Origin of the sequence: Synechococcus sp. Tobar12-5m-g (assembly GCF_024345415.1) — a bacterium.
Classification (GTDB): Bacteria; Cyanobacteriota; Cyanobacteriia; order PCC-6307; family Cyanobiaceae; genus Regnicoccus.
On sequence record NZ_JAGQBB010000007.1, the window covers coordinates 86,931 to 109,801 of the forward strand.

24 protein-coding genes and 2 tRNA genes are annotated in these 22,871 nt (G+C 68.5%); 11 read left to right on the top strand and 15 right to left on the bottom strand.

Going from position 1 to position 22,871, the window contains the following annotated elements; all coding sequences use genetic code 11:
• Positions 1 to 33: 33 nt before the first annotated feature.
• The 6 genes from KBY66_RS06320 to KBY66_RS06345 are packed head-to-tail and all read right to left on the bottom strand — an operon-like array spanning position 34 to position 5,887.
• On the bottom strand, positions 34 to 1,539 hold the full coding sequence (locus tag KBY66_RS06320) for a GMC oxidoreductase (protein ID WP_255088409.1): 1,506 nt from the start codon (positions 1,537 to 1,539) through the stop codon (positions 34 to 36).
• A complete protein-coding gene (locus tag KBY66_RS06325; RefSeq protein ID WP_255088410.1) occupies positions 1,536 to 2,159 on the bottom strand; it encodes a heme-copper oxidase subunit III in 624 nt (207 codons plus the stop codon). Before KBY66_RS06325 ends, KBY66_RS06320 begins: the two co-directional genes overlap by 4 nt.
• A 3-nt stretch (positions 2,160 to 2,162) precedes the next feature.
• Entirely contained in the window at positions 2,163 to 3,851 is a 1,689-nt protein-coding gene (locus KBY66_RS06330; protein WP_255088411.1) for a cbb3-type cytochrome c oxidase subunit I, read from the bottom strand.
• A gap of 7 nt (positions 3,852 to 3,858) precedes the next feature.
• The gene (locus tag KBY66_RS06335) at positions 3,859 to 4,782 is read right to left on the bottom strand and encodes a cytochrome c oxidase subunit II (protein ID WP_255088412.1); all 924 of its coding nucleotides are present in this window, start codon (positions 4,780 to 4,782) and stop codon (positions 3,859 to 3,861) included.
• Entirely contained in the window at positions 4,779 to 5,390 is a 612-nt protein-coding gene (locus KBY66_RS06340) for a DUF2231 domain-containing protein (RefSeq protein ID WP_255088413.1), read from the bottom strand. The genes KBY66_RS06335 and KBY66_RS06340 overlap by 4 nt, the downstream gene beginning before the upstream one ends.
• Positions 5,390 to 5,887, bottom strand: a complete 498-nt coding sequence (locus KBY66_RS06345) for a DUF2231 domain-containing protein (RefSeq protein WP_255088414.1) — start codon at positions 5,885 to 5,887, stop codon at positions 5,390 to 5,392. The genes KBY66_RS06340 and KBY66_RS06345 overlap by 1 nt, the downstream gene beginning before the upstream one ends.
• 163 nt (positions 5,888 to 6,050) lie before the next feature.
• On the opposite strand from KBY66_RS06345, the gene KBY66_RS06350 reads away from it, so the two are divergent.
• Positions 6,051 to 6,563 carry an HdeD family acid-resistance protein gene (locus tag KBY66_RS06350; protein WP_255088416.1) on the top strand — a complete coding sequence of 171 codons (513 nt, stop codon included), beginning with the start codon at positions 6,051 to 6,053 and terminating at the stop codon, positions 6,561 to 6,563.
• A 7-nt stretch (positions 6,564 to 6,570) separates the two neighbouring features.
• Here the strand turns inward: KBY66_RS06350 and KBY66_RS06355 are convergent, their stop codons facing one another.
• The 4 genes from KBY66_RS06355 to KBY66_RS06370 are packed head-to-tail and all read right to left on the bottom strand — an operon-like array spanning position 6,571 to position 12,721.
• Positions 6,571 to 6,720 (bottom strand): hypothetical protein, encoded by a 150-nt coding sequence (locus tag KBY66_RS06355; RefSeq protein WP_255088417.1) that lies wholly within the window; start codon positions 6,718 to 6,720, stop codon positions 6,571 to 6,573.
• Positions 6,721 to 6,757: 37 nt separating this feature from the next.
• The gene (gene ggt, locus KBY66_RS06360) at positions 6,758 to 8,521 is read right to left on the bottom strand and encodes a gamma-glutamyltransferase (protein ID WP_255088418.1); all 1,764 of its coding nucleotides are present in this window, start codon (positions 8,519 to 8,521) and stop codon (positions 6,758 to 6,760) included.
• A gap of 19 nt (positions 8,522 to 8,540) precedes the next feature.
• Entirely contained in the window at positions 8,541 to 12,221 is a 3,681-nt protein-coding gene (locus KBY66_RS06365) for a hydantoinase B/oxoprolinase family protein (RefSeq protein ID WP_255088419.1), read from the bottom strand.
• A gap of 8 nt (positions 12,222 to 12,229) precedes the next feature.
• Complete coding sequence (locus tag KBY66_RS06370; protein WP_255088420.1) at positions 12,230 to 12,721, bottom strand: YajQ family cyclic di-GMP-binding protein; 492 nt, start codon at positions 12,719 to 12,721, stop codon at positions 12,230 to 12,232.
• A gap of 64 nt (positions 12,722 to 12,785) precedes the next feature.
• On the opposite strand from KBY66_RS06370, the gene KBY66_RS06375 reads away from it, so the two are divergent.
• Positions 12,786 to 13,247: an MAPEG family protein gene (locus KBY66_RS06375; protein ID WP_255088421.1), complete on the top strand. Its 462-nt coding sequence runs from the start codon at positions 12,786 to 12,788 to the stop codon at positions 13,245 to 13,247.
• A 23-nt stretch (positions 13,248 to 13,270) separates the two neighbouring features.
• Here KBY66_RS06375 and KBY66_RS06380 read toward each other — a convergent pair whose 3' ends face one another.
• Complete coding sequence (locus tag KBY66_RS06380) at positions 13,271 to 14,185, bottom strand: SPFH domain-containing protein (RefSeq protein WP_255088422.1); 915 nt, start codon at positions 14,183 to 14,185, stop codon at positions 13,271 to 13,273.
• Positions 14,186 to 14,270: 85 nt separating this feature from the next.
• On the opposite strand from KBY66_RS06380, the gene KBY66_RS06385 reads away from it, so the two are divergent.
• Entirely contained in the window at positions 14,271 to 14,711 is a 441-nt protein-coding gene (locus KBY66_RS06385; protein ID WP_255088423.1) for an NfeD family protein, read from the top strand.
• Here KBY66_RS06385 and KBY66_RS06390 read toward each other — a convergent pair.
• Both KBY66_RS06390 and KBY66_RS06395 read right to left on the bottom strand, forming a co-directional pair.
• Positions 14,708 to 15,220, bottom strand: a complete 513-nt coding sequence (locus KBY66_RS06390) for a DNA-protecting protein DprA (RefSeq protein WP_255088424.1) — start codon at positions 15,218 to 15,220, stop codon at positions 14,708 to 14,710. The two genes, KBY66_RS06385 and KBY66_RS06390, sit on opposite strands and share 4 nt — an antisense overlap.
• 27 nt (positions 15,221 to 15,247) lie before the next feature.
• Positions 15,248 to 16,366 (bottom strand): phosphotransacetylase family protein, encoded by a 1,119-nt coding sequence (locus KBY66_RS06395; protein ID WP_255088425.1) that lies wholly within the window; start codon positions 16,364 to 16,366, stop codon positions 15,248 to 15,250.
• A 208-nt stretch (positions 16,367 to 16,574) separates the two neighbouring features.
• Between KBY66_RS06395 and KBY66_RS06400 the strand changes: the two genes are divergently transcribed.
• Complete coding sequence (locus KBY66_RS06400) at positions 16,575 to 17,312, top strand: short-chain dehydrogenase (RefSeq protein ID WP_255088426.1); 738 nt, start codon at positions 16,575 to 16,577, stop codon at positions 17,310 to 17,312.
• Here KBY66_RS06400 and map read toward each other — a convergent pair.
• The gene (gene map / locus KBY66_RS06405; protein ID WP_255088427.1) at positions 17,309 to 18,184 is read right to left on the bottom strand and encodes a type I methionyl aminopeptidase; all 876 of its coding nucleotides are present in this window, start codon (positions 18,182 to 18,184) and stop codon (positions 17,309 to 17,311) included. The two genes, KBY66_RS06400 and map, sit on opposite strands and share 4 nt — an antisense overlap.
• 54 nt (positions 18,185 to 18,238) lie before the next feature.
• Here map and KBY66_RS06410 point away from each other — a divergent pair, with 54 nt between their 5' ends.
• From KBY66_RS06410 to gltX, 7 genes are all read left to right on the top strand, one after another.
• On the top strand, positions 18,239 to 18,535 hold the full coding sequence (locus KBY66_RS06410) for a peptidase (RefSeq protein ID WP_255088428.1): 297 nt from the start codon (positions 18,239 to 18,241) through the stop codon (positions 18,533 to 18,535).
• 48 nt (positions 18,536 to 18,583) lie between these two features.
• The gene (gene rplS / locus KBY66_RS06415) at positions 18,584 to 19,066 is read left to right on the top strand and encodes a 50S ribosomal protein L19 (RefSeq protein ID WP_255088429.1); all 483 of its coding nucleotides are present in this window, start codon (positions 18,584 to 18,586) and stop codon (positions 19,064 to 19,066) included.
• Positions 19,067 to 19,132: 66 nt separating this feature from the next.
• Positions 19,133 to 19,205: transfer RNA gene (locus KBY66_RS06420), tRNA-Trp, on the top strand.
• 37 nt (positions 19,206 to 19,242) lie between these two features.
• Positions 19,243 to 19,431: a hyperconserved protein Hcp gene (locus tag KBY66_RS06425; RefSeq protein WP_006043540.1), complete on the top strand. Its 189-nt coding sequence runs from the start codon at positions 19,243 to 19,245 to the stop codon at positions 19,429 to 19,431.
• Positions 19,432 to 19,468: 37 nt separating this feature from the next.
• Positions 19,469 to 20,002, top strand: coding sequence for an NADPH-dependent FMN reductase (locus KBY66_RS06430; RefSeq protein WP_255088430.1), 534 nt, complete (start codon positions 19,469 to 19,471; stop codon positions 20,000 to 20,002).
• A 108-nt stretch (positions 20,003 to 20,110) separates the two neighbouring features.
• A tRNA-Asp gene (locus KBY66_RS06435) sits at positions 20,111 to 20,184 on the top strand.
• A gap of 38 nt (positions 20,185 to 20,222) precedes the next feature.
• On the top strand, positions 20,223 to 21,662 hold the full coding sequence (gene gltX / locus KBY66_RS06440; RefSeq protein WP_255088431.1) for a glutamate--tRNA ligase: 1,440 nt from the start codon (positions 20,223 to 20,225) through the stop codon (positions 21,660 to 21,662).
• Here gltX and KBY66_RS06445 read toward each other — a convergent pair.
• Positions 21,633 to 22,871 (bottom strand): cation:proton antiporter, encoded by a 1,239-nt coding sequence (locus KBY66_RS06445; protein ID WP_255088432.1) that lies wholly within the window; start codon positions 22,869 to 22,871, stop codon positions 21,633 to 21,635. The two genes, gltX and KBY66_RS06445, sit on opposite strands and share 30 nt — an antisense overlap.

The following is a 22,871-nucleotide window of genomic DNA, read 5'->3' on the forward strand; positions in this document are numbered from 1 at the left end:
ACCCCCTAGGCCAACCAGATTAGGGGTGGGCGCTCAGGGCAGTCGATCGGCAAGCCGCAGGGCGTTGGCGATGACGGTGAGCCCGGGGGACAGGCCAGGGCAACTCGGGAAGACGCTGGCATCGGCGATGGTGAGGTTGCCGATGCCGTGACAGCGACCCTCCAGATCCACCACGGTGCTGCCGGGGTCGGCGCCCATCCGACAGGTGCCGCAGGCGAAACCCATCACCGCCATCGGGGCCTCGCCGCGGGGGTGAATCCAGGTGCGGTTCACCACCCGGGTCAGAGGGTCGGCTTCCACGGCCTGGAGGGTGTCGAGCCAGCGGTAAACTAGCCGGTCGTGGGCCTCGAGGTTGTTGGGCAGGTAGTGGATGCGGATGCGGTTGTTGCGCAACGTCACCCGGTTGTCTGGGTCGGGCAGCACCGCGCTGGTCGCCCACCAGCACACCGAGCGCACCGCCAGCCTCTTGAGGGCCTCATTCGGCAGGAGCCGCGTGACCAGGGAGAGCACCGGCGGCGATTCGGCGAACAGGGGGTCCTGGAGCACGCCCCCGCCGCTTTCGATGTGACCCAGCGGGAAGCTGACGTTCTTGTCACCCCAGTAGTAATCGTTGATGCCGAGGCTGCGGGGGTAGGTGCCCGAATTCTGTTCACTGGCCCGCTGCAGGATGGCGCTGAGCTGCAACTTCATCAGGTTGCGGCCCACCTGGCCCGAGCCGTTGGCCAACCCTTCGGGATGGGGATCGCTGCTTGAAGCCAACAGGATGGCGGGGGTGTTGATGGCGCCGGCGGCGAGCACCACCTGGTCGCCGCGAAACAGCCAGCGCTGGCCACAGATCTCCGCCTCGACACCCCGCACCTCGGTGCCGCTGGGATTGACGTGCAGGCGGGTGACGCGCGCGCCTGTGCGAAGGCTGGTGCCGCCGTGCCGGAGGGCGGCGTCAACCCCGAACAACTCGGCATCGCCGGTGGGATCATCCGCGTCCTCGGACCAGGTCAGGGGGAGGTCGTAGGGGCGGCAACCCTGGCGTTGCAGCGCAGACCGCAGCGGCTCGAGGAAGGGCTCGATCGGCCGGGGCGGGTGCGGGTAGGCCACCGTGCGGGCCGGTTCGGTGGGATCGAGGCCCGCCTGGCCGTGCACCCGGTAGAGGGCTTCGGCCTGGTCGTACCAGGGGGCCATCTCGGCGTAGCGGACGCCCCAGGCCGGAGCCTTGCCGCCCTGGAAGGCGAGGCCGTCGAACTCCGGCTCCCGCATCCGCTCCAGCACAGCCCCCCAGATCTTGGTGTTGCCGCCAAGGGCATAGATCGCCTGGGGGTTGAACGGATCGCCGTCGGTGCCGAACCACTGCTCATCAGGGTGATAACGGTCCTTGCGGAACAGGTCCACATCGGCAACGTTCTGGTCCTCCCGGGCCAGGGAGCCCCCCCGCTCCAGGATCAGCACCGTGCGCCCCTTGGCCGCCAAGGCGGATGCCACGGTGCCACCGGCGGCACCGCTGCCGATCACGATCGCGTCGTAATGGGCGTCGTCGATGATCATGCCGGCCAGACGTAGAGGAGCAGGAACAGCAGCACCCAGATCACATCCACGAAGTGCCAGAACAGGGAGGCCGCCACCACCCCCTGCTCACCGCCGTCGTAGTTGCCCGAACGGAACGAGCGCGTCAGCATCAACCCCATCAGCAGGATGCCGGTGGCCACATGGAGGCCATGGAACCCGGTGAGCAAGTAGAAACAGCCGCCGAAGGTGCCGCTGGTGAAGCCGAACTCCAGCCCGGCCCACTCGATCGCCTGGCCGTAGAGGAACAGGGCGCCCATGGCCATGCTGAGCAGCCAGAAGGCGCGGAAGCCCCAGAGGCTGCCGCGTTTCAGGAACCATTCCGCCAGGGCGATCGTGCCGCTGCTGGACACCAGCACCACCGTGTAGGCCAGGGGGCTGCGCCACTCCAGCCCTTCCACCCCCGGCGGCAGCCATTGGAGGGCGGAGAGCTTCAGCACGGCAAAGCCGGTGAAGAACGCCAGGAAAATGACACTCTCGGAGCAAAGAAAAATGATGAAGCCGGTGAGGGTGTGGTTCCCGTGGGCACCGTGGTCCGCTGTGTGCCCTGCCGACTCGGCAGGGCTGGCCCCAGGGTCGAAATTGGCGGGGATGAGGGTCATGGATCAGGCCTGCTGCAGGGCGCGTTCGTAGGCCTCCTGGTGCTCCACCAGGGGAAGGCCGGTGCCGTAGCCGTAGGGACCGCTGATCACGGTGGGCACGTTGGCTTCGAAATTCTCGGTGGGCGGTGGGGAGGGAAGCAACCACTCCAGGCCGATCGCATTCCAGGGATTGGCCGGCGCCCGCTCGCCGCGCACCAGGGAACTGACCAGGTTGAGCAGGAAGGGAATGATCGACACCCCCAGCAGGAAGGCGCCCAGGCTGGCGATCACGTTCCAGAAGGCGAACTCAGGGTCGTAGGACGACACCCGCCTGGGCATGCCCATCAGACCGAGGGGATGCATCGGAAAGAAGTTGAGGTTGGTGCCGATGAAAGTGAGCAGGAAATGGAGCTTCCCGAGACCTTCGTAATACATGCGCCCCGTGAATTTAGGAAACCAGTGATAGATCGCTGCATACACCCCCATGGTGGCAGCCCCATAGATCACATAGTGAAAATGGCCCACCACGAAATAGGTGTTGTTCACGTGGATGTCCACCGGCACCGTGGCCAGCATGATGCCGGTGACTCCGGCGAACACGAAGTTGAACAGCCCGCCAAGGGCGAACAGCATCGGCGTGTTGAGCCGCAGCTTGCCGCCCCAGAGGGTGCCAAGCCAGGCGAACACCTTGATGCCGGTTGGCACGGCGATCAGCATGGTGGTGACCATGAACAGATCACGCATCCATTGGGGCACGCCGCTGGGGAACATGTGGTGCACCCACACCACCAGGCTGAGCCCCACGATCACCAGCGACGCCGCCGCCACGAACTTGTAGCCGAACAGGGGCTTGCGGGCATACACGGGAAACAGTTCGGAGAACACGCCGAACACCGGCAGGATGATCACATACACCGCCGGGTGGGAATAGAACCAGAAGAAGTGCTGGTAGAGCACAGGATCTCCGCCCCCCTCCGGCCGGTAGAAGGAAGTGCCCGCCACCAGATCGAACAGCAGCATCACGGCACCCCCGGTGAGGGCCGGCAGGCCGATCAGCTGGATCGTCTGGGCCGAGAGGGCCGTCCAGCAGAAGATTGGCATTCGCATCAGGGTCATGCCCGGCGCCCGCATCCGCAGGATCGTGGTCACGAAGTTCACCGCGCCCATGATCGAGGACACCCCCGAGAGCGCCACCGCCACGATCCAGAGCGCCTCCCCGTTGATCAGATGGCCCAGCGGGTTCTGCAGGCTCACCGGTGGGTACGACCACCAGCCGGAGGCGGGCGGACCACCGGGCACCAGGAAGCTGGCCATCAGGATCACGCCGAACACGGGCACCATCCAGAAGGCGGCGGCATTGAGCCGCGGGAAGGCCATGTCCGGGGCACCGATCATGACGGGGATCAACAGGTTGTTGAGCCCGTTGAGCACCGGAAACATGAACAGGAACAGCATGATCGTGCCATGCATGGTGTAGAGGCCGTTGTACACCGTGCGGTCCACCAGATCGGCCGCCGGCGTGATCAGTTCACCGCGCATGATCATTGCCAGCAGCCCACCCACCAGCAGAAAAAGCAAAGCGGTGGCGATGTATTGAATGCCGATCACCTTGGCATCGGTGTTGAAGCTGATGTAGCGCTTCCAGCCGTTCGGAGCCTCCGGCTGCCGCTGGGGCACCTCGCTCAGGCCTGGATCGAAGGGGGTGATGGTCATGGCGCGATCAACCGTCGTGGGGGAGGGTGTTGGAGCCGGGCACGTTGACCATCGGCGGCGGAGCCGGTGCCACGGTGGCGTAGCCGCTGGTCCGGCTGCGGCTCTGGCGCAGGGCGTAGTCGCGGGAGGCGTCACTGAGGCCCGGTTGGAGGGGCAGGGCAGCGGCGCGGCGCAGCCAGCTCTGGTAGTCGGCTTCGCTCTGAACTACCACATCCGCCTGGTTGGCGGCGAACCAGGTGCCGCTGTACTCGGAATCCCGCAGCCGGTAGCGGCCTTCCCGGGTGGGGGTGAGGAAGAAGGGGATGAGGCGGCCGGGGATCACCTGCTGCTTGAGCCGGAACGCCGGCACGTAGAAGCCATGGATCACGTCTTCGCTGCGGAGTTGCAGCCCGACCCGGCGGCCCATCGGCAGGTGCAGTTCGGTGGTCGACACACCGTCGGCTGGGTAGCGGAACTCCCAGGACCACTGGCGGGCGATCACCTCGATCTCCGCCTGGGGTGAGCCCGCCGCCCCCGCGCCCCCTGCGCCGCCGTGGAGATGCTCCATCGGACCGATCAGGCCGATCTGACGATTCACATCAATCGTGTAGGCGGCGATCGCCATCACCAGCACCAGGGGGATCACGGTCCAGATAACCTCCAGGCGGGTGTTCCCTTCGATCGGTTCGGCGTCGCTGACGTCGTATTTGGCTGCCCGGTTGAACAGGATCACCCAGGCCATCACCGAGACCACGCCGACAAACACGAAGGTGGCCACGGCCGTTTCGAAGCTGAACAGACCATCCACCAGGGGCGCCGCCGAGGAGGCCTGCACCGGCAGCCAGCGGTAGGCCTGACGGCCCATCCAGAGACTCAACCAGAGCAGCAGCCCGCCCCAGATGGCCAGGCCGATCAGGACGGACAGGCCGGGGCGGGAGGGGGCGGTGGTCATGGCAGGGCCTCGTGCAGATCGTCGCCAGCCGCGAGCAACTGGCTGGCCGTGACATGGACGCCGAACTCAACGGCCAGCTGGGCCCCGAGGGTGCCGTGCCAGGCCATCAGGCCCAGCAGCAGCACCCCCGCCAGCAGATAGGTCCACTGCACCTGGCGGCCCATTTCACGGCGCCAGGCAAAGCGTTGGAAGCCCCGCCACAGCGTCATTGCCACGATGGCGAACAGCAGGGCCACCCCACCGGCGCCGTGCCAGAGCATGGTGGCGGTGCTGCTCAGGCCGAAGCTGCTGGTGATCCCCGGCAGGGGCACGGCCAGCTGCATCTCCACGAAGCCGGCGGCCACCGTGAAGAAGCTGATCAGGCAGCAGGCCAGCAGGTTGTACCAGCCCACGTCATGGAAACCGGAGCGGGTCACCGGCAGGGCAAGGAAGCGAAACAGCCGCTTCTCCAGCGGAAACACCGCCCCTGCGATGTCGAAGGCGATGGCGATCACGAAGAGGCCGATGCTGAGGTGCACCAGGTTGGGATGGATCGGCAGCCGGTAGGGAAGGCCGTTGGCCCCGAGGGTGAGGAAGGGCAGGTTCAAGGACGCGGTCGCCGCTTCCATCACACCAGGCCGCTCCGCATCGCCTCGACCACCTTGACGGTGTGGAGCCCGTAGACCCAGATCAGCTGATTGCCGAGGATCACCTGCACCACCACCAGGGCGCTCAGCAGGGACCCGGCTCCCAGGAACGCAAGGGGCAGTTGAAGCGGATTGCGGCTGCGGATCACGTAGCGCCAGCCGGTGAGCACCGAAAGCACGCCGGCCAGTGCCCAGCCCAGGGTGCTGTGCAGGTTGAGGATGTCGCGGGAGGCGCCGTAGGGGTTGGCCAGACCCGCCTCCACCTGGCCGAAGATGATCGCGATGAAGATCGCCGCCGTGGCGAACAGAAGGTTCCAGAAGCTCACTTCAAACAGCGACGGCTTGCGGGCCCAGACGCCGATCAGATCAAACACGAAGGCGATGAGAGCCATCGCGATCACGAAGTGCACCACGATCGGATGGATCGTGTCCATCCACGGCAGGTTGCGATCGTTGAGCTGGGGCAGCAGCTCGAGCATGACCGGCCGCAATGGAATGCTTTCAATTCAGCTTGGGCGAGCCCCCGGGGTGACCGGGGCATTGTCATCGAATCCGCTTCAACCAGGGCGGGGTGGCCGCAGGGAGGGCGGAGCGGTCGGGGTGGAGCGGGCCCCTTAGCGTGGGTTCATCCGCCCATTCCCTGTGACGGCTCCCCCCTCCCGCTCCCTGCGTTGGCTCACCGCTGGGTTGCTCTTCGCCGCGGCCGCCCTCTCGATCGTTCTGCCGTTCGTCTCCGCCACCCTGCTCACCATCGGGCTTGGTGGCGTGGCCATCGCCGCCGGCGTGGCCCAGCTGCTGCGCATCGGCGGCGGCGATGGGCGCTCCAAAGCCTTTCGAGCCCTCTCCGGTCTCCTTTACATCGTGAGCGGTCTTTGGATTCTCTTGTTTCCTGTGGGAAGTGAGGTCAGCCTCACCCTGTTCGTCGGGCTGCTGCTGGCCTTTGAGGGGGTGATGGAGCTGGCCGGCGCCGCGGCTGGCGATGGTCCGGCCCGGGGGCTGGTGATCGCCGATGGCGTCGTCACGGCGATCCTGGGCGGCCTGCTGATCGCCGAGTGGCCCAGCGACAGCCTCTGGGCGATCGGCACCCTGTTCGGGGTGGGCCTGGCCTTCTCCGCGGTCAACCTGCTCACCAGCCCAGCCGAACCAGCGGCCTGAGCAGGGCTCAGCCGCTGCGCCGGGCCACCAGCCAGACGGCCCCGAGCAGGGCCGCCGACAGCAGGCCCAGTTCAATCAGGCCGCCGCTCCACATCCACTCCTGCTGGGTGAGGTCCCCCAGGAGTTCAGGGGCGTTAAGCACGAGGGGCACGGGCATCAAGGGGTCGATGGGAGCCCAGTGTGCGTGAGCATGTTCATTCGCCGATCGCCAGGGCCTCGCTGCGGCGTGGATCGGCCACCCCCAGGCTGCCGCCGCTCGGCAGCGCCTCCACAGACTGGGCCGAGCCCATCGCCGCCACCCGCTGCAATCGGTGGCCCATGGCCTCCAGCAGGCGAAGGGTGTCGGGGCTGAGGCCCTCCTCATGGCTGAGCTGGTCTGGCCAGAGCTGACTGTGCACCCGGCTGGCGGCAACGGCGGAGGCCAGGTTGAGGCCGTGTTCCAGGCGGTTGAGCAGCACCTGCAGCACCGTGGTGATGATGCGGCTGCCGCCGGGGCTGCCGGTGGCCAGCAAGGGACCACCCGCTTTGCTCAGCACCAGGGTGGGGGTCATCGATGAGAGCGGCTGCTTGCCGGGCGCGATCGCGTTGGCCTCCCCCTGCACCAGCCCGTAGGCGTTGGCCACGCCGAGCTGGGCGGTGAAGTCGTCCATCTCGTTGTTGAGCAGGAAGCCGGCGCCGGGCACGCTGATGCCATTGCCATAGGCGAAGTTGAGCGTGGTGGTGGTGGCCACCATCGACCCCTGCCGATCGATCACCGAGAGGTGGGTGGTGTTGGGGCCTTCCCGACCCCCTGGCGGCATGGGCGACAGGGTGGCCGCCGGGGTGTGGTGGTCCAGGCGGATCCTTTGGCGTTGCCGCTCGGCGTACGCCTGGCTGAGCAGCCGCTCCAGGGGCATGGCCACGAAGCGGGGATCGCCCAGCAGGGTGTTGCGATCCAGGTAGGCCAGGTTCATCGCTTCCACCATCACGTGGATGGCGGCAGCACTGTTGAGGCCCATCGCCGCCAGGTTGAACCCCTTCAGCACGTTCAGCAGCTGGAGCAGGGTGACCCCGCCCGAACTGGGGGGCGGCATGGCGATCACCGCATGGCCGCGCCAGTCGCCGATCACCGGCGCCAGGGGCCGGGCCCGGTAACGGTTCAGGTCGGTGGCAGTGATCAGCCCGCCCTTGCGCCGCATCACGGCCACCAGCTGCGCCGCCACGGGCCCGGCGTAGAAGCCGGCTTCCCCATCCCGGCCGATCCGGCGCAGCGTGGCGGCCAACTCCGGCTGCCGCAACCGCTCCCCCGGCCGGTAAGGGACACCACCAGGCTTGAAGAACAGCCGAGCCGATGTGGGGTCGGCCTTGAGCAGCGGCGCCGCCGCCGCCAGCGAGTCGGCCAGCTCCCGGCTCACCTCCACCCCCTCCTCGGCCAGCCGGATCGAGGGCGCCACCACCGCCGCCAGCGGCAACCGGCCATAGCGGCGCTGGGCCAGCACCAGGCCGGCCACCGTGCCGGGCACCGCGGTGCTCTGCAGGCCGCGGGTGGCCTTGCGGCGGTCCACCGCCCCGGCGGCATCAAGGAAAAGATCGGCCCGCGCCGCCAGCGGGGCGGTCTCGCGGAAATTGATCGTCACCGCCCGGCCCCGGCCCACCTGCCGCTCCCCCTCCAGCAGCGGGGCAGGGCTCGCTGAGCGTGAGCCGGCAGGATCGGTTCGCCACAGCACCAGAAAGCCGCCGCCGCCGAGGTTGCCGGCCTGGGGCAGGGTCACCGCCAGGGCAAAGGAGGCCGCCACCGCCGCATCCACCGCGTTGCCGCCCCGCCGCAGCATGTCGCGACCCACCCGCGAGGCCTCGGCTTCCTGGGTGGCCACCATGCCCCCGCTCGACCAGACCGGCGCAAACCGCTGACCCCGTTCCTGCAGCACATCGGCCGGGGCGGCCGGCGCCAGCACCAGGCCCAGCAGCAGGCTCCCCATCAAAACGCCCAGGGAGCGCTCAGGCCCGTCCATAGCCTCCCCCACCTGGAGTTTCGATCACCAGCTGATCGCCTGGCGTCACCGCCAGCTGGGCCGAGCCGGCCAGTTCCTGCTCCGCTCCGGAGCTCCGAACCAGCCGGTTGCGCCCCAGCGCTCCAGACCCACCGCCGACGAGGCCGAAGGGCGGCACCTGGCGGCAGCCGGAGAGGATCGACACGGTCATCGGCTCGAGAAAACGGAGGCGACGCACCACCCCATCGCCACCGGGCCAGTGGCCCGCCCCGCCGCTGCCGGTGCGGATCGTGAAGGACTCGAGCCGCACCGGGAAGCGCTGCTCGAGGATCTCCGGATCGGTGAGCCGGGAGTTGGTCATGTGGCTCTGCACCGCGGCGGCACCGGCAAAGCCCGTGCCATTCGCCAGGATCCCGGCGCCGGTGCCGCCGCAGATCGTTTCGTAGTACTGGCAGCGGTCGTTGCCGAAGCTGAGATTGTTCATCGTGCCCTGGGCTGCCGCCATCACGCCGAGGGCACCGAACAGGGCGTTGGCGATCGCCTGGGAGGTTTCAACATTGCCGGCCACCACCGCCGCCGGTGGCAGCGGATGGAGCAGGCAACCCTCCGGGACCACCAGATCGAGCGGCTGGAAACAGCCGGCGTTCAGAGGGATCGACTCCCCGACCAGGCAGCGGAACACGTACAGCACCACGGCCTTGGTGATCGCCAGGGGGGCGTTGCGGTTGCCGGCGTCCTGGGGGGAGGTGCCGCTGAAGTCGATCCGGGCCCGCCGCGATGGCCGGTCGATCTCCACCGACACCTGAATCACCAGTCCACCATCGAGGGGCAAGGCGAAGTGGCCCCCCTGGAGCCGATCGATCACGCGCCGCACCGCCTCGGCGCCGTTGGCCTGAACATGGCCCATGAAGGCCCGCACCACCGCCACGCCCTCGCGGGCTGCCAGGTCTTGCAGCAATTCAGCCCCCAGTTGGTTGGCGGCCACCTGGGCCTGCAGATCGGCGAGCAACTGGTCGGGGTTGCGCACCGGCTGGCTGCCCGCCACCAGCCGCTGGCGCCAGTCGGCTTCGAGCAGGACGCCATCGCGCAACAGGGGAACGTTGTCGAGCAGCAGACCCTCCTCACCGAGCTGGCGACTGAACGGGGGCATCGAGCCGGGCGTGACGCCACCCACATCGGCGTGGTGGCCGCGGCAGGCCACGAAGAAGGGCTCCCCCTCGATGAACACCGGGGTGATCGCGGTGAGGTCGGGGAGATGGGTGCCGCCGTTGTAGGGGTTGTTCGAGACCACCACATCACCGGGGCCCAGGGTCGGGCGATCCCCCTTCCGGATGGCGGCCAGCAGGCTGGCCACGCTGTCCCCCATCGAGCCCAGATGCACCGGGATGTGGGGGGCATTGGCCACCAGGGCCCCCTCGGAATCGAAGATGGCACAGGAGAAGTCGAGCCGCTCGCGGATGTTCACCGAACGGGCGCTCTGCTGCAGCCGCACCCCCATCTGCTCAGCGATGGCGGCGAAGCGGTGATGGAACAGCTCAAGCAGCACCGGATCCACTCCAACCTCCGCCCCCGCCCGGGCCGGCGGGGGCGAAACCGCAGGGATGGCGTGGGAGAAGAGCAGTTCGCCGCCACTCAGGAGATCAGCCTGCCAGCCTTCCCCGAGCAGATTGGTGCCGGTGGCCTCCACGATCAGGGCCGGACCCGCCACGTGGTCGCCCGCAGCCAGCTGGTGGCGCTCCCACAGGGGAACCGTCTGCCAGCGGCCACCCAGAAACAGCCGCGCGGCGACGGCCTGGTGCCCGGCCCCGCGATCCGGCACGGGGAACGGCTCGGGCCTCGGGGCCGCTGGGGTGGGGCTGGCCTCCACCTGCTCAACCACAAGCCGCTCGACCACCAGCGCGAGGGGCTCGCCAGGCATGGTCGCGGGAAGGTAGCCATGGCGCCGTTGATGGCTGGCCTCGAAGGCCTGGCCCATCGCCTCCAGGCTGGCGAGGGGCACCGCCAGGCTCACCTCACTGCCACCGAAGCGCAGTTCCACGCGGATCCGCACCGTCCGTGCAGGCCCGGAAGCCGAGCCGAGACCAGTCAGCTCAGCCACCATCGCCACCAGCCGGGGCAGCAGGTCCGCGTCGAGCGGTTCGCGCACCACCCGTTCCTGAAGCAGGAACTGGTCGGCCAGGCCGATTCCGTAGGCCGAGAGCACGCCGGCGAGGGGATGGAGCAGCACCCGCTGGATGCCCAGTTGGGCCGCCAGGGCGCAGGCGTGCTGGCCGCCGGCTCCGCCGAAGCAGACCAGCGTGGAGCCGCGGATGTCATGGCCCCGCTGGATCGAGATGCGCCGGATCGCCGCGGCCATGCGATCGATCGCGATCGCCAGAGCTCCTTCAGCCAGGCGCTCGGCCCATTGGGGGCGGCCCGTGGCGGCCTGGATCCGGGCGGCCAGCGCCTCGAACCCCTGGCGCGCCACCCCGGCATCAAGAGGCTGGTCGCGGCCAGGACCGAACAGGGCGGGAAAGAAGGCCGGCTGCAGGCGGCCCAGCAGCAGGTTGGCGTCGGTGACGGTGAGTGGTCCGCCACGGCGGTAGCAGGCGGGCCCGGGATCGGCCCCGGCCGAGGCGGGGCCCACCTGCAGCCGTTGGCCATCGAAATGGATCACCGACCCTCCACCGGCTGCCACGGTGTGGATCGGCAGCATCGGCGCCTGCAGGCTCACCCCGGCGATCTCGGTTTCAGCGCAACGCTCCCAGCCGCCAGCGGGGCCGGCGGGATCGAAATGAAAGACATCGGTGGAGGTGCCGCCCATGTCGAAGCCGACGATCGCTCCGGACGCGGCCGGCCTCCCGCCGCCTCCTGCCAGGGCCGCTGCCGCCGCCACCCGCACCGCACCCACCATGCCGCCGGCCGGGCCGGAGAGGATCGTGTCCTTGGCCTGGAGCCGCTCCGGGGCGACCAGCCCGCCGCTCGACTGCATCACCCGCAGCCGGCAGCCCTCGCCGAGGGCGGCGCGGAGCTGGGCCAGGTAGCCCTGAAGAGGAGGCCCCACGAAGGCCTCCACCACGGTGGTCTGGCCGCGGGGCACCAGCCGCGGCTGGGCGGCCAGGGCGTGGGAGAGGCTCACCTGCTCGAAACCGAACCGGCCCAGCCATTCCCCGAGGGCCAGCTCATGGCGGGGATGGCGGGCGGCGTGGAGCAGCACCACCGCGCAGCTGCGCAGGCCCCGCTCCTTGGCCTGATGCAGGCCCCGCTCCAGGGCGGCATCCAACCGCAACGGCATGAGTTCGGAGCCATCGGCCGCCAGCCGGCCGCCCACCTCCAGCACCTGGCTGTAAAGCGGGGCGACGGTCTGGATCCGCAGGGCAAACAGATCGGGGCGGTGCTGGTCGCCGATCGAGAGGGCATCGGCGAATCCCGCCGTGATCAGCAGCAGGGTGGGGCTGCCGCGCCGCTCCAGCAGGGCATTGGTGGCCACGGTGGTGCCGAGCCGCACCTCCTCGATCGCGCCGTCGGGAATGGGCTCTCCCTCGCCAAGCCCCAGCACGTTGCGGATGGCGGCCACCGCCGGATCCCCGGAACGCCCCGGCTGCTCGGAGAGCACCTTGCGCACCACCAGATCACCGCTGGGGCCCTGGCCGACCAGGTCGGTGAAGGTGCCGCCCCGGTCGATCCAGAAGCGCCAACCGCCGCCCACGACCAGGCTCAGCGGTAGTTCTCGAACTGCAGCGGCAGCTCCAGATCTTCGGCGCGCAGCAGCTGGATCGCCTGCTGCAGGTCGTCCTTGTTCTTGCCAGTGACCCGCAGGCTCTCGCCCTGGATCGCCACGGTCACCTTCTTGAGCTCGTCCCGCACCTTCTTGCTCAGCTTCTTGGCCAGCTCCTGGCTGAGGCCCTTGCGGAGCTTCACCACCTGCAGCACCCGGTTGCCCCCCACGGGCTCGGCGGGCTGAAAATCGAAGATCTTGAGCGAGAGCTCCCGCTTGACGGCCTTCTGGCGCAGCACATCGGCCACGGCCTCCAGGGTCATGTCGCTGGCGGTGGTGATCGTGAGGCTGCCCTCCTCCAGGTCGATTTCGGTTTTGGAATCCTTGAGGTCGTAGCGCTGGCCCACCTCGCGGCGCACCTGATCCAGGGCGTTCACCAGCTCCTGCCGATCGAAATCCGACACCACGTCGAAGGAGTAGGTGTCGGCCATGGCGGGAAGCGCGGGTCAGGGGAACCCAGCTTAGAAAAGGACGGCCAGACCTCCCACCGCCGCCATGCTCCCCCTCCTCGCTGCCGCCTCCCCACCGGGCAGTCCCTCGGCTCCCTTCGCCTGGTCGCTGGTGCTCTCCGCCGCGGTGGTGGTGCTGAGCCTGGTGCCCCTGGGGGCCGGCCGCTCCAAAGCCGATTTCACCCCGAGTGATCTGGCCGCCCCCCGGGCGATGTTCGAGCGGCTGCCCGCCTGGGGCAAGCGGGCCAGCTGGGCCCACCAGAACAGCTTCGAGGCCCTCACGCTCCATGCCCCGGCTTGCCTGCTCTGCCTGCTGGCCGCCCCAGCCGTGGTGGCGGCTTCACCGCTGGCGGTGGTGGCCGCCTGGCTGCACCCGGCCCTGCGGCTGGCCTACATCGGCGCCTACGTGGCCAACCTGCCTCCCCTGCGCAGCCTCTGCTGGATCGGGGCCCTGCTCAGCACAGCCCTGCTCTACAGCGAAGGGCTCAAGGCGGTGCTGGGCGGCTGAAGCACCCCGCCTTGAAGCGACGCTCAGCTGCCGCCCTTTTCCTGGAGTCCCTTGAGGGCGGCGAGCAGGGACGCGGGGCTCTGGGGATCCACCATCAGCACCGTCCCCCCCCGGGCCGCGGCCATTTCCTGGCCCATCGCCATCCAGTCCTTGGCCAGCAGCAGCCGCAGCCCCTCGGCGGCGGCTGGATGGGAATCGATCACGGCGGCGAGCTCTGTGGCGGCCTGGGCCCGGGCCTTGGCCAGCAGCAGCTGCTGCTTGGCCTGGGCATCGGCGTCGAGCAGCACCGCCTCCTGCTTGGCCCTGGCGTCGAGCACCAGGGCTTCAGCCCGCCCCTTGGCGGCATTCACCTGGGCCTCCCGCTCGCCCTCGGAGCGCAGGATCGCCGCCCGCTTCTCCCGCTCGGCCGTCATCTGCTGCTCCATCGCCTGCTGCACCCCCTGGGAGGGCTGGATGTCGCGCAGCTCCACCCGGGTCACCTTCACCCCCCAGGGGTCGGTGGCCTGATCGAGCTCCTTGAGCAGGGTCTCGTTCACCTCCTGCCGGGTGGTGAAGGTCTGGTCGAGATCCAGCTTGCCCATCTCGGCGCGGATCTGGGTGAGCACCAGGTTCACCATCGCCGCCTGCAGGTTGTCGACGCCGTAGTAGGCGCGGGCATGCTCGAGCAGCTGCCAGTACACCACCGCATCCACCACGATCGAGACGTTGTCGCGGGTGATGCACTGCTGCGGTGGGATGTCGAGCACTCGCTCCTTGAGCGATTCGTGGCTCACCACCCGCTCCATGCCAGGAATCACCAGGGAGAGGCCGGGCCGGAGCTCCCGGTCGTACTTGCCGAGGCGCTCCACCAGCATCGAGCGGCTGCTGCTGGTGACCTTGATGCCGCTGATGCCCAGGCCCGCGAGCACCACCAGCACCGGAATGATCAGCGCTTCCATCCAGGCTCCGTCACTGCGATCACGGTAGGCAGGATGGGGGCGGCGGCCATGGTCCGGTTCCCCCCCCCCCCTTTTTTCCTTCCCCATGGCTGTGACTCCGATCCTCTGGCTCGCCCTGGCGGCGGTGCTGATGGCTCTGGTGCTGGCGGGAGCCGACAGCGACGGGCTGCTGTTGATCGCCGGCCTGGCGGGCCTGCTGCTGGGCCTGCTCGCGACCCTGCTTCCGTTTGTGCCAACGGCGGCCCAACTGCTGCTGTTCGGGGCGCTGGTGGGTGGCGGCTACCTCTGGTTGCGCCAGTGGTCGGCGCAGCGGCAGGCCCGCACGATCCCTCCCTCGGCCCGGGCGGAACTGGCCGAGGTGATCAGCCCCTTCGACGCCAACGGCGAAGGGCGGGTGCGCTGGCAGGGCCAGAGCTGGGCCGCGGTGACCCTGGCGCCCACCGAGGGCCTGGCGCCAGGAGCGCAGGTGACCGTGATGGGCCGGGATGGAACATGCCTCCAGGTGTTGCCCCGCCAGGAGGGCTAGTCGAAGAACAGCAGGCTCACCACCTTGCCCATGTCCTCGGCGGTGCGGCAGCTCGAGAGCAGGGTTTCGCTGTCGTGGAAGGCGAAGCAGATCAGCTGGTCGGAGCGGCCGATGATTTCCTGGTTGCAGAGGCTGCTGGCCATCGGCAGGGGCAGCTCGTCGTGTTCCGGCTTCTCGACAAGGTGCAGCACCTTGTCTAGTTGCTCGCGGGATTCGCTGGGCTGGCGCTCGAGGCTCTGGGGCAAGAGCACGGTGAGCCGGGCCGGGTCGATGCCGAGCACCCCGCGGATCACCGCCGCGTTCACCCCCTGGGAGCCCGAGGTGACCAGGTTGTGGCCTTCCTGGGCGAGCGAGCGGGACACCAGTTCGACGAGATGGATGGACACCATGGGCACATGGCGGCTGCCGAGAATGGCGATGCGGCGGTTGCCTGTGTCCTGAAGCAGGGCCAGTTCCTGGGCGAGGGTGTCGATCCGGTCGAGGGAGGGCAGATCAAGAGACCGGGTCACCGAGGTCGGGCAGCCAACCGCTCGAAACTAGCAGCGCCCTTGCGGGGCAAGCCCGCTCCCCACCTGCAGGCGTTCCAGCAGGCGATCGAATCGGCAGTGCTCCTCCACCAGTCGGATGGCGTAACTGGCCTTCACCGATTCATGCAGCCGCACATGGCCGAAGGCCCGCTCGATCACCTCCACGGTGGTGAGGGTGTCATGCTCCACCTTGAGCACGGGAACGTCGAGCTCCTCGGCCCGGTTGATCAGTTGGGGCAGGGGATCCCCCGCCCCTGTGAGGATCAGGCACTGGGTGGAGGCCTCCAGGGCCGCCAGCTGGATGTCGGTGCGATCGGCGCCCGTCACCACGGCCATGTTGCGGCGGCGGCGAAAGAATTCCATGGCCGAATTCACGTTCATCGCTCCGATCGACAGGGTTTCCACCAGCAGATCAAGCCGCTCCAGGCAGCAGAGCACCGTCGCACCGAGCCGCTCCACCAGCTCCTCCACGGTGACGCTGCGCAACAGAGGGCTGCGGGGCATCACGCCGAACACCGGCAGACCAAGGCGTTCGATGGCAGGCACCAGCTCGCTCCGCAACCCATCCACCTCCTCGGGGTTGACCGCATTGAGCACGACTCCGGCCAACTGGTCGCCGAGCTGCTGATGGGCCTGCAGCAAGGGCTCGACGCTGCGGCAATCTTCCCAGAGATGGATCAGCACCACCGGGGCCTCCAGGCCCCGGGCCAGCTCGGGCAGGCTGAGGCCGTACAGCCTTCCTTCATTGAGGCTGCCGGCCGCTTCGAGCAGGTTGACCCCATCGGGATAGGCCGCCAGTTGCTGCTGCAGCCGCGGGAAACCGTCCCCGGGTGTCAGCCGTCCCGCCAGCAGACGGTCTTTGGCGGCGTCGGCCTCCTGCAGTTCCAGGGAGGGGATCAGGCAGTCGGGGGCAAGCCCCAGGATGCTGCCAAGGAAGGCCACATCGTCATCGATCAATGAATCCGTGGCCTGTGAAGGGCGCCTCGGACCCTGGCGCAGGCTGGTGGCGAGAGGCTTGCCGAACCGCACAGCCACCCCCTGCCGCGTCAGCAACCTGGCCAGGCCGAGGGAAAGGGCTGACTTGCCGCTGAAGGGATCGCAGGACCCGATCAGCAGGGTGCTGCTCATGGACGATGCCTGGTGGGCCGTTCAGCCTAGGCGGCGGCCGAAGCTGACGCCACCGCAGTAGGGAGCGAACAGGGCCGACTGGGCGGGATCAACATCCAGGGCGACGGGCAGGTCCTCGGTCAGGTCCTCGAAGCTGTCCCCGGTCGATCGGCACCAGGCAAAAGGGAATCCATGCCAAGAATGGCCCCGTTCGCTCCACTTGTCCCCCGTGCTGCGCCCGCTGCCCCCCCTGGTCCCCCTCCGTGATCGAACCGTGGCGGTCAGCGGCGCCGGCGGCGCCCTGGGCGTGGCCCTGCTGCAACGGCTGCACCACCAGGGGGCTCGGTTGATCGCCCTGACCAGCCAGCCCCGGGCCCTGGTCCTCGCCGATGGGTCGGGGGGGACGGTCCCCCTGCGAAGCGTCCCATGGTGCTGCGGCGCAGAGGCGGCCCTGGCCAACCTGCTCCCGGAGGTGGACATCCTGGTGATCAACCACGGCATCAACGCCTTCGGCGATCGCTGCGCCGACGCGGTGCAGCAGAGCCTGGAGGTGAACGCCCTCAGCGCCTGGCGGCTGATCGAGCTGTTTCTGGCCCTGCCGGAGCGCCCCGCAGGCACCCCCTGTCGGGAGCTCTGGGTCAACACCTCGGAAGCGGAGATCCTGCCGGCGATCAGCCCCCTCTACGAGATCAGCAAGCGGCTGCTGGGCCAGCTTCTCAGCCTGCGGGCCCTCGACCGCCAGGGCGAGAACCCCTGCCGGATCCGCCGCCTGGTGCTGGGACCGTTCCGTTCCGGCCTCAACCCCTACGGCCTGATGAATGCCGACTTCGTGGCCGGCCAGGTGATCGCCCAGGCGCGCCGCCATTGCGGGCTGATCATCGTGACGCCGAACCCGCTCACCTACCTGCTGGCCCCGCTCGCCATGGCCCTGCGCCATGGCTATTTCCGACTGACGAGCCGGGCCTAGAAGTCCCGGTCGGTGAGGATCTCGCAGCCGTCACTCGTCACCACGATCGTGTGCTCCCACTGGGCCGAGAGGCTGCCGTCGCTGGTCACCACCGTCCAGCGGTCGGCGAGGGTGCGGCAGCCCTTGCCGCCGGCATTGAGGATCGGCTCCACCGCCAGGGTCATGCCGGCCCGCAGGGTGATGTTGGGCAGATCCCTGGTGCGGAAATTGAACACCGAAGGCTCCTCATGCAGGTTGCGGCCGACGCCGTGGCCGGTGTAGTCCTCCACCACGCTGTAGCCGTGGGCTTCCACGTGGTCCTGAACGGCCCCGGCGATGTCGAGAAGGGTGTTGCCGGCCTTGATTCTGGCCAGCCCCTTCATCAGGGATTCCTGGGCGACGCGGCTGAGCCGCTGGCTTTGCTCGGAGGCCTCACCCACACAGATGGTGACGCAGCTGTCGCCGTGGTAGCCCTCGAAGTAGGCGCCGGTGTCCACCTTCAACAGATCGCCATCGCGGATCACCCGTTTGCTGCTGGGGATGCCGTGCACCACTTGATTGTTGATGCTGGCGCAGATGCTGGCGGGAAAGCCGTGGTAGCCCTTGAAGCTGGGGGTTGCCCCCATGGCGCGGATCCGCTGCTCGGCATGGCGATCAAGGTCGGCGGTGGTCATGCCCGGGGCGACCACATCCATGATCTCCCGCAGCACGGTGGCGACGATGCGGCTGGCCTGGCGCATGATCGCGATTTCCCGCGCCGACTTGATCTCGACCCCGCGGCGCCCCTTCTGGATGCGGGGACCGGTCTGCAGGGCCTTTGCAGGGTCAGCTTTCGCCAGATCGGGCTTCCGGCCCGCGGTGGTGGTGGCGAGCAGGTCGGCAAACAGATTCATCGACGGGCGCCGAACACTTCAGACTGACAAGCTACCAACGTTGCTACGGCGACCATGCAAGCCCTGGCGAAACTGCGGCGCTGGCATGGCCTGCTGGCTCCGGTGGTGCTGGCGCCCCTGTTGGTCACCGTGATCAGCGGCATGGGCTACCGGCTGCTGCGCGACTGGGCGGGCTTGAGCCGGGATCAAGCCCATCTGCTGATGGTGTTGCACGAGGGCGAGTGGCTCGGCCACCACGGCGAAACCCTCTACGTTGCCCTCAATGGCCTGGGCTTGCTCTGGATGCTGGCCAGCGGCGCCGGCATGCTGCTCCAGAAGTGGAGGCGGCAAACCCCCAGGCCTGAGGCTTGAAAGCTGAAACGGTACACTTGTCGTTTGGCCAGAAACCTCGGAACTGGGATGGCAGCGGAACTCAACGACACCGATCCAACGGCTGGGCCTGAAGCAACGGCTGGGCCCGAAGGAGCACCAGGCGGCGGCACCGCCGTAGCTGAGGCCGTGGCCGAGAAGCCCGCAGCCAAAAAGCTTTGCGCCTATGACCTGATCAAGGCCTTCGAAGCCGAGCAGCTCAAGCCCGAGCTCCCCGAGATCTATGTGGGAGACACCGTTCGCGTCGGCGTGCGAATCAGCGAAGGCAACAAGGAGCGGGTTCAGCCCTACGAGGGTGTGGTGATCGCCAAGCGCCACGGGGGCCTCAACGAAACCATCACCGTGCGCCGCATCTTCCAGGGAATCGGCGTGGAGCGGGTCTTCATGCTGCACAGCCCCCAGGTGGCCACGATCCAGGTGGAGCGGCGCGGTAAAGTGCGCAGGGCCAAACTTTTCTACCTACGGGATCGCGTTGGCAAGGCCACCAGGGTGAAGCAGCGCTTCGACCGGTGAATTCTGGCCTTACTCCCTCATTATCCCCGGTGCCATTCTCGGCACCCAATGAGAGGGCTTCTTCCTGCGCCGTTAGTTCAGTTGGTAGAACGCAGGTCTCCAAAACCTGATGTCGGGGGTTCAAGTCCTCCACGGCGCGCTCGATGCCCTTTCCTGCCCTTTCCTGGATTCCGGACATGGAGTTGGATCTACAACCCGGTGATGTCGTCAAAGTGCTCGAGTCCGCCGCCCTTGGCTGGGTTCGGGCCCGGGTGATCCGGGTCAAGTCCGGTGGTCGCGTCGTGGTGCAGAGCGACCAGGGGCGTGAGTTCACCGCCCGGGGCAACCAGGTGCGGCTGATCGAGCCCGCCGGCTTCCGGCCCTGAATTCTCTCAGCGTTCCCGATTCACCTGCCACGCGTCGATGCTCATCCTGGCGGCCAGCAATGGCAAGAATCTTGAGCTGGCCAGGCAGGTGGCCCGGGCCACTGAAGCCCTCGCCCCCAGTGGGCCCGCCAGCAGCGAGCTGATTGATGCCGAACTGATTGATCTGGTGGAGCTGGGGCTTCCCCTGTTCACCCCGGTTCAGCAATCGATCGGGGCCGGCGAACGCCTGGGCGTTCTGGCGGTCGCCCTGCGCCACCATCGACGGCTCTGGGTGTGCGCACCCGAATACAACGGCAGCCTCCCGCCGACCCTGGTCAACGCCATCGCCTGGCTTTCCACCAGCACGGACGACTTCCGCAGCCTGTTCCAGGGGATTCCGGTGGCCCTGGCCAGCCACAGCGGCGGTGGTGGCCAGAAGCTGCTCAGCGCCATGCGCCTGCAGTTCTCCCATCTGGGGGCGGTGGTGATCGGGCGGGAGCTGCACAGCACCCCCCAGAAAGCGGCGAATCCCGAGAGCATCACAGCGATGCTGGCAGAACTGCACCGCCTCGAGCCGCCGCCACTCGGTTAATGGCTTTGGTTGAAGGGGTTTGTTGATGGGTTTGGTTGACGGCGGGACCCGTGATCGCGGATACTTCCAGAGTTGCCTGCGCAACACAGGACGGTCAAAAGCCGGACTGGGACTGTAGTTCAACCGGTTAGAGCACCGCCCTGTCACGGCGGAAGTTGCGGGTTCGAATCCCGTCAGTCCCGTTTGGCTGCCTCAGCCACCCCTCAAGGAGATCGATCCAGTGACGGTGCGGGTACGCCTGGCTCCCAGCCCCACCGGCACCCTGCACATCGGCACCGCCCGCACGGCGGTGTTCAACTGGTTGTTCGCGCGCCACCACGGCGGAGCGTTCCTGCTTCGCATCGAGGACACCGACCGGGAGCGCTCCAAGCCGGAGTTCACCGCCAACATCCTTGATGGGCTCAGCTGGCTCGGGCTGGGCTGGGACGGCGAGCCGGTGATCCAGAGCGAGCGGCTCGACGCCCATCGCGCCGCCATCTCCCAGTTGCTGGCCAGCGGCCACGCCTACCGCTGCTACATGGTCGAGGCGGAACTCGAGGCCATGCGCCAGGAGCAGAAAGAGGCCCATGCCGCCCCGCGCCACAACAACGCCCACCGTGATCTGAGCCCCGCCCAGGAGCGGGCCTTCCAGGCTGAGGGCCGCGAGGCGGTGATCCGCTTCCGCATCGACGACGAGGCCACGATCGGCTGGAGCGATCTGGTGCGGGGAGGGATGCGCTGGAGCGGCGCTGATCTTGGTGGTGACATGGTGATCGCCCGTCGGGCTCCGGCCCCGGCGATCGGTGACCCGCTCTACAACCTCGTTGTGGTGGTCGACGATGCCGCCATGGCAATCAGCCATGTGATCCGCGGCGAAGACCACATCGCCAACACCGCCAAGCAGCTCCTCCTCTACGACGCCCTGGGGCTGCCGGTGCCGGTGTTCGCCCACACGCCCCTGATCCTCAACTCCGAGGGCCGCAAACTCTCCAAGCGGGATGGGGTCACCTCCGTCGCCGATTTCCGCGAGCTGGGCTACACCGCCGAGGCCCTGGTCAACTACATGACCCTGCTGGGCTGGTCGCCGCCCGAGGGCATGGGCGAGCGCTTCAGCCTGGCCGAAGCGGCGGCGGCGTTCGATTTCGAGCGGGTGAACCGGGCCAGCGCCCGCTTCGACTGGGACAAGCTCAACTGGCTCAACAGCCAGGTGCTGCACGGGCGGAGCCCGGCCGAGCTGGGCCGGGAGCTGGTGCCGCTCTGGCAGGCCGAGGGCTGGCCTAAGGCCGGACAGAACCCCAGCTGGACCGAAGACCTGGCCGCCCTGCTGGGGCCGTCCCTGGTGACCCTCAAGGACGGCATCGAGCAAGCCAGGCCCTTCTTTGGGTGGCCCGGCTTCGATGGGGCCGCCGAAGCCCAGCTGGCCAAAGGAGAAGCGCGCGCCGCCCTTGCGGCCCTGCTGGAGCGGTTGCCGGGTCATGAGCAACCCCTCACCCCCGAAACCGCCCAGGAGCTGCTGGCCGCCAGCGCCGCCGCCGCAGAGGTCAAGAAAGGAGTGGTGATGAAAAGCCTGAGGGCCGCCCTGCTCGGCAGCCTGCAGGGGCCCGATCTGGTCGCCACCTGGCGGCTGCTGCACGGCAGCGGCGAAGACCGCTCACGGCTCGAGCGCAGCCTCAGCCTCTGAGTCAGCCTCCGGGCCGCTGACCAGTCCAAGCCAGCGGGCCAGGGGGGCGGCGGTGAGCCCCTGGATTCCCACCGTCATCAGGATGGTCAGGAACACCAGCCCCTGGAGCTGGCTGGCGCCCGGCACCCCCGCCTCATCCAGCCGCAGAGCGAACAGGCTGGCCACCGCGGCGGTCACGATTCCCCGCGGCGCCAGCCAGGCCAGCAGCACCTTCTGGGCGGTGCTGAGCGGCAACCCGGCGGTGGCGAGCAGCATCGCCAGCGGGCGCACCACCAGCATCAGCACCAGCACGCAGGCCACGCCGCCCAGGCCGAGTGGGCTCAGGTCCCCCCAGGACAGATCGGCGGCCAGCAGTGGAAAAAGAATGCTGATCGCCAACTGGGCCAGCTGACGGATCAGCGCATCAAGCTGGGCCGGATCGGCCGCATCGCGGCGGCCCACCATCCAACCGGCCGCCACCGCCGCCGGCAGGCCCGACTCGGGCAGCAGCACCTCGCAGCCGGTGAACATCAGGAAGAGAATGCCGAGGCTGAGCTGCAAGCGCAGACCGCTGCTCGGATCCACCGGCAGGCGTCGCAGCAGCTCGGTGAGCAGCCAGCCCGCGCTGGCCCCGATCAGCACCCCACCGCCTAGGCGCAGGACCAGATCAAGGCCCAGTTCCCGCCAGCCGTGCAGACCCCCCAGCACCAGCTCCAGCAGGAGCAGGGCGAGCACGGCACCGAACGGCTCCAGCACCAGCCCTTCCCCCTCCAGCACCTCCCCGAGGGGGGGCGCCAGCCGCATCTGCTGCACCAGCGGCGTGACCACGGTGGGACCGGTGCCGAGCACAATCGCGCTGAACACCGCCGCCAGGGGCCAGTCCAGGCCCGCCAGCCAATGGGCGGCGGCCAGGGCGGCCGGCAGGGCCAGGGCCAGGCGCACCACCACGATGCGCAGCACCGCCAGCCGCGACACCTCCCCGGGCAGGCTCAGCTTGAGGCCGCCATCGAAGAGCACCAGGCTGACCAGCAGCCCCACGACGGTTTCGAGCCCGCTGCCCAGCTGGAGCGGATTGACCAAGGCGAAGCCGGAGCGGCCGATCACCAGGCCGGCGGCGAGCAGCAGCACCACCGACGGCAGGCCCGTGATTACCGCCGCCAGCTGGGCCAGTGCCCCGGCAAAGACGGTGATGCCCCAGAGAAGCTGCAGCCGCTCGGGAGCATCGGTCAT

Coding starts and splice junctions, on each gene's coding strand:
- KBY66_RS06445 (WP_255088432.1), bottom strand. CDS start 22,871: ATGACCGATGCTCCCGAGCGGCTGCAGCTTCTCTGGGGCATCACCGTC.
- map (WP_255088427.1), bottom strand. CDS start 18,184: ATGAATCTGTTTGCCGACCTGCTCGCCACCACCACCGCGGGCCGGAAG.
- KBY66_RS06355 (WP_255088417.1), bottom strand. CDS start 6,720: ATGCCCGTGCCCCTCGTGCTTAACGCCCCTGAACTCCTGGGGGACCTC.
- KBY66_RS06320 (WP_255088409.1), bottom strand. CDS start 1,539: ATGATCATCGACGACGCCCATTACGACGCGATCGTGATCGGCAGCGGT.
- KBY66_RS06385 (WP_255088423.1), top strand. CDS start 14,271: ATGGCTGTGACTCCGATCCTCTGGCTCGCCCTGGCGGCGGTGCTGATG.
- KBY66_RS06370 (WP_255088420.1), bottom strand. CDS start 12,721: ATGGCCGACACCTACTCCTTCGACGTGGTGTCGGATTTCGATCGGCAG.
- KBY66_RS06410 (WP_255088428.1), top strand. CDS start 18,239: ATGCAAGCCCTGGCGAAACTGCGGCGCTGGCATGGCCTGCTGGCTCCG.
- KBY66_RS06425 (WP_006043540.1), top strand. CDS start 19,243: ATGGAGTTGGATCTACAACCCGGTGATGTCGTCAAAGTGCTCGAGTCC.
- rplS (WP_255088429.1), top strand. CDS start 18,584: ATGGCAGCGGAACTCAACGACACCGATCCAACGGCTGGGCCTGAAGCA.
- KBY66_RS06380 (WP_255088422.1), bottom strand. CDS start 14,185: ATGGAAGCGCTGATCATTCCGGTGCTGGTGGTGCTCGCGGGCCTGGGC.
- KBY66_RS06330 (WP_255088411.1), bottom strand. CDS start 3,851: ATGACCATCACCCCCTTCGATCCAGGCCTGAGCGAGGTGCCCCAGCGG.
- KBY66_RS06345 (WP_255088414.1), bottom strand. CDS start 5,887: ATGCTCGAGCTGCTGCCCCAGCTCAACGATCGCAACCTGCCGTGGATG.
- KBY66_RS06340 (WP_255088413.1), bottom strand. CDS start 5,390: ATGGAAGCGGCGACCGCGTCCTTGAACCTGCCCTTCCTCACCCTCGGG.
- ggt (WP_255088418.1), bottom strand. CDS start 8,521: ATGGGGAGCCTGCTGCTGGGCCTGGTGCTGGCGCCGGCCGCCCCGGCC.
- KBY66_RS06430 (WP_255088430.1), top strand. CDS start 19,469: ATGCTCATCCTGGCGGCCAGCAATGGCAAGAATCTTGAGCTGGCCAGG.
- KBY66_RS06395 (WP_255088425.1), bottom strand. CDS start 16,366: ATGAGCAGCACCCTGCTGATCGGGTCCTGCGATCCCTTCAGCGGCAAG.
- KBY66_RS06335 (WP_255088412.1), bottom strand. CDS start 4,782: ATGACCACCGCCCCCTCCCGCCCCGGCCTGTCCGTCCTGATCGGCCTG.
- KBY66_RS06325 (WP_255088410.1), bottom strand. CDS start 2,159: ATGACCCTCATCCCCGCCAATTTCGACCCTGGGGCCAGCCCTGCCGAG.
- KBY66_RS06375 (WP_255088421.1), top strand. CDS start 12,786: ATGCTCCCCCTCCTCGCTGCCGCCTCCCCACCGGGCAGTCCCTCGGCT.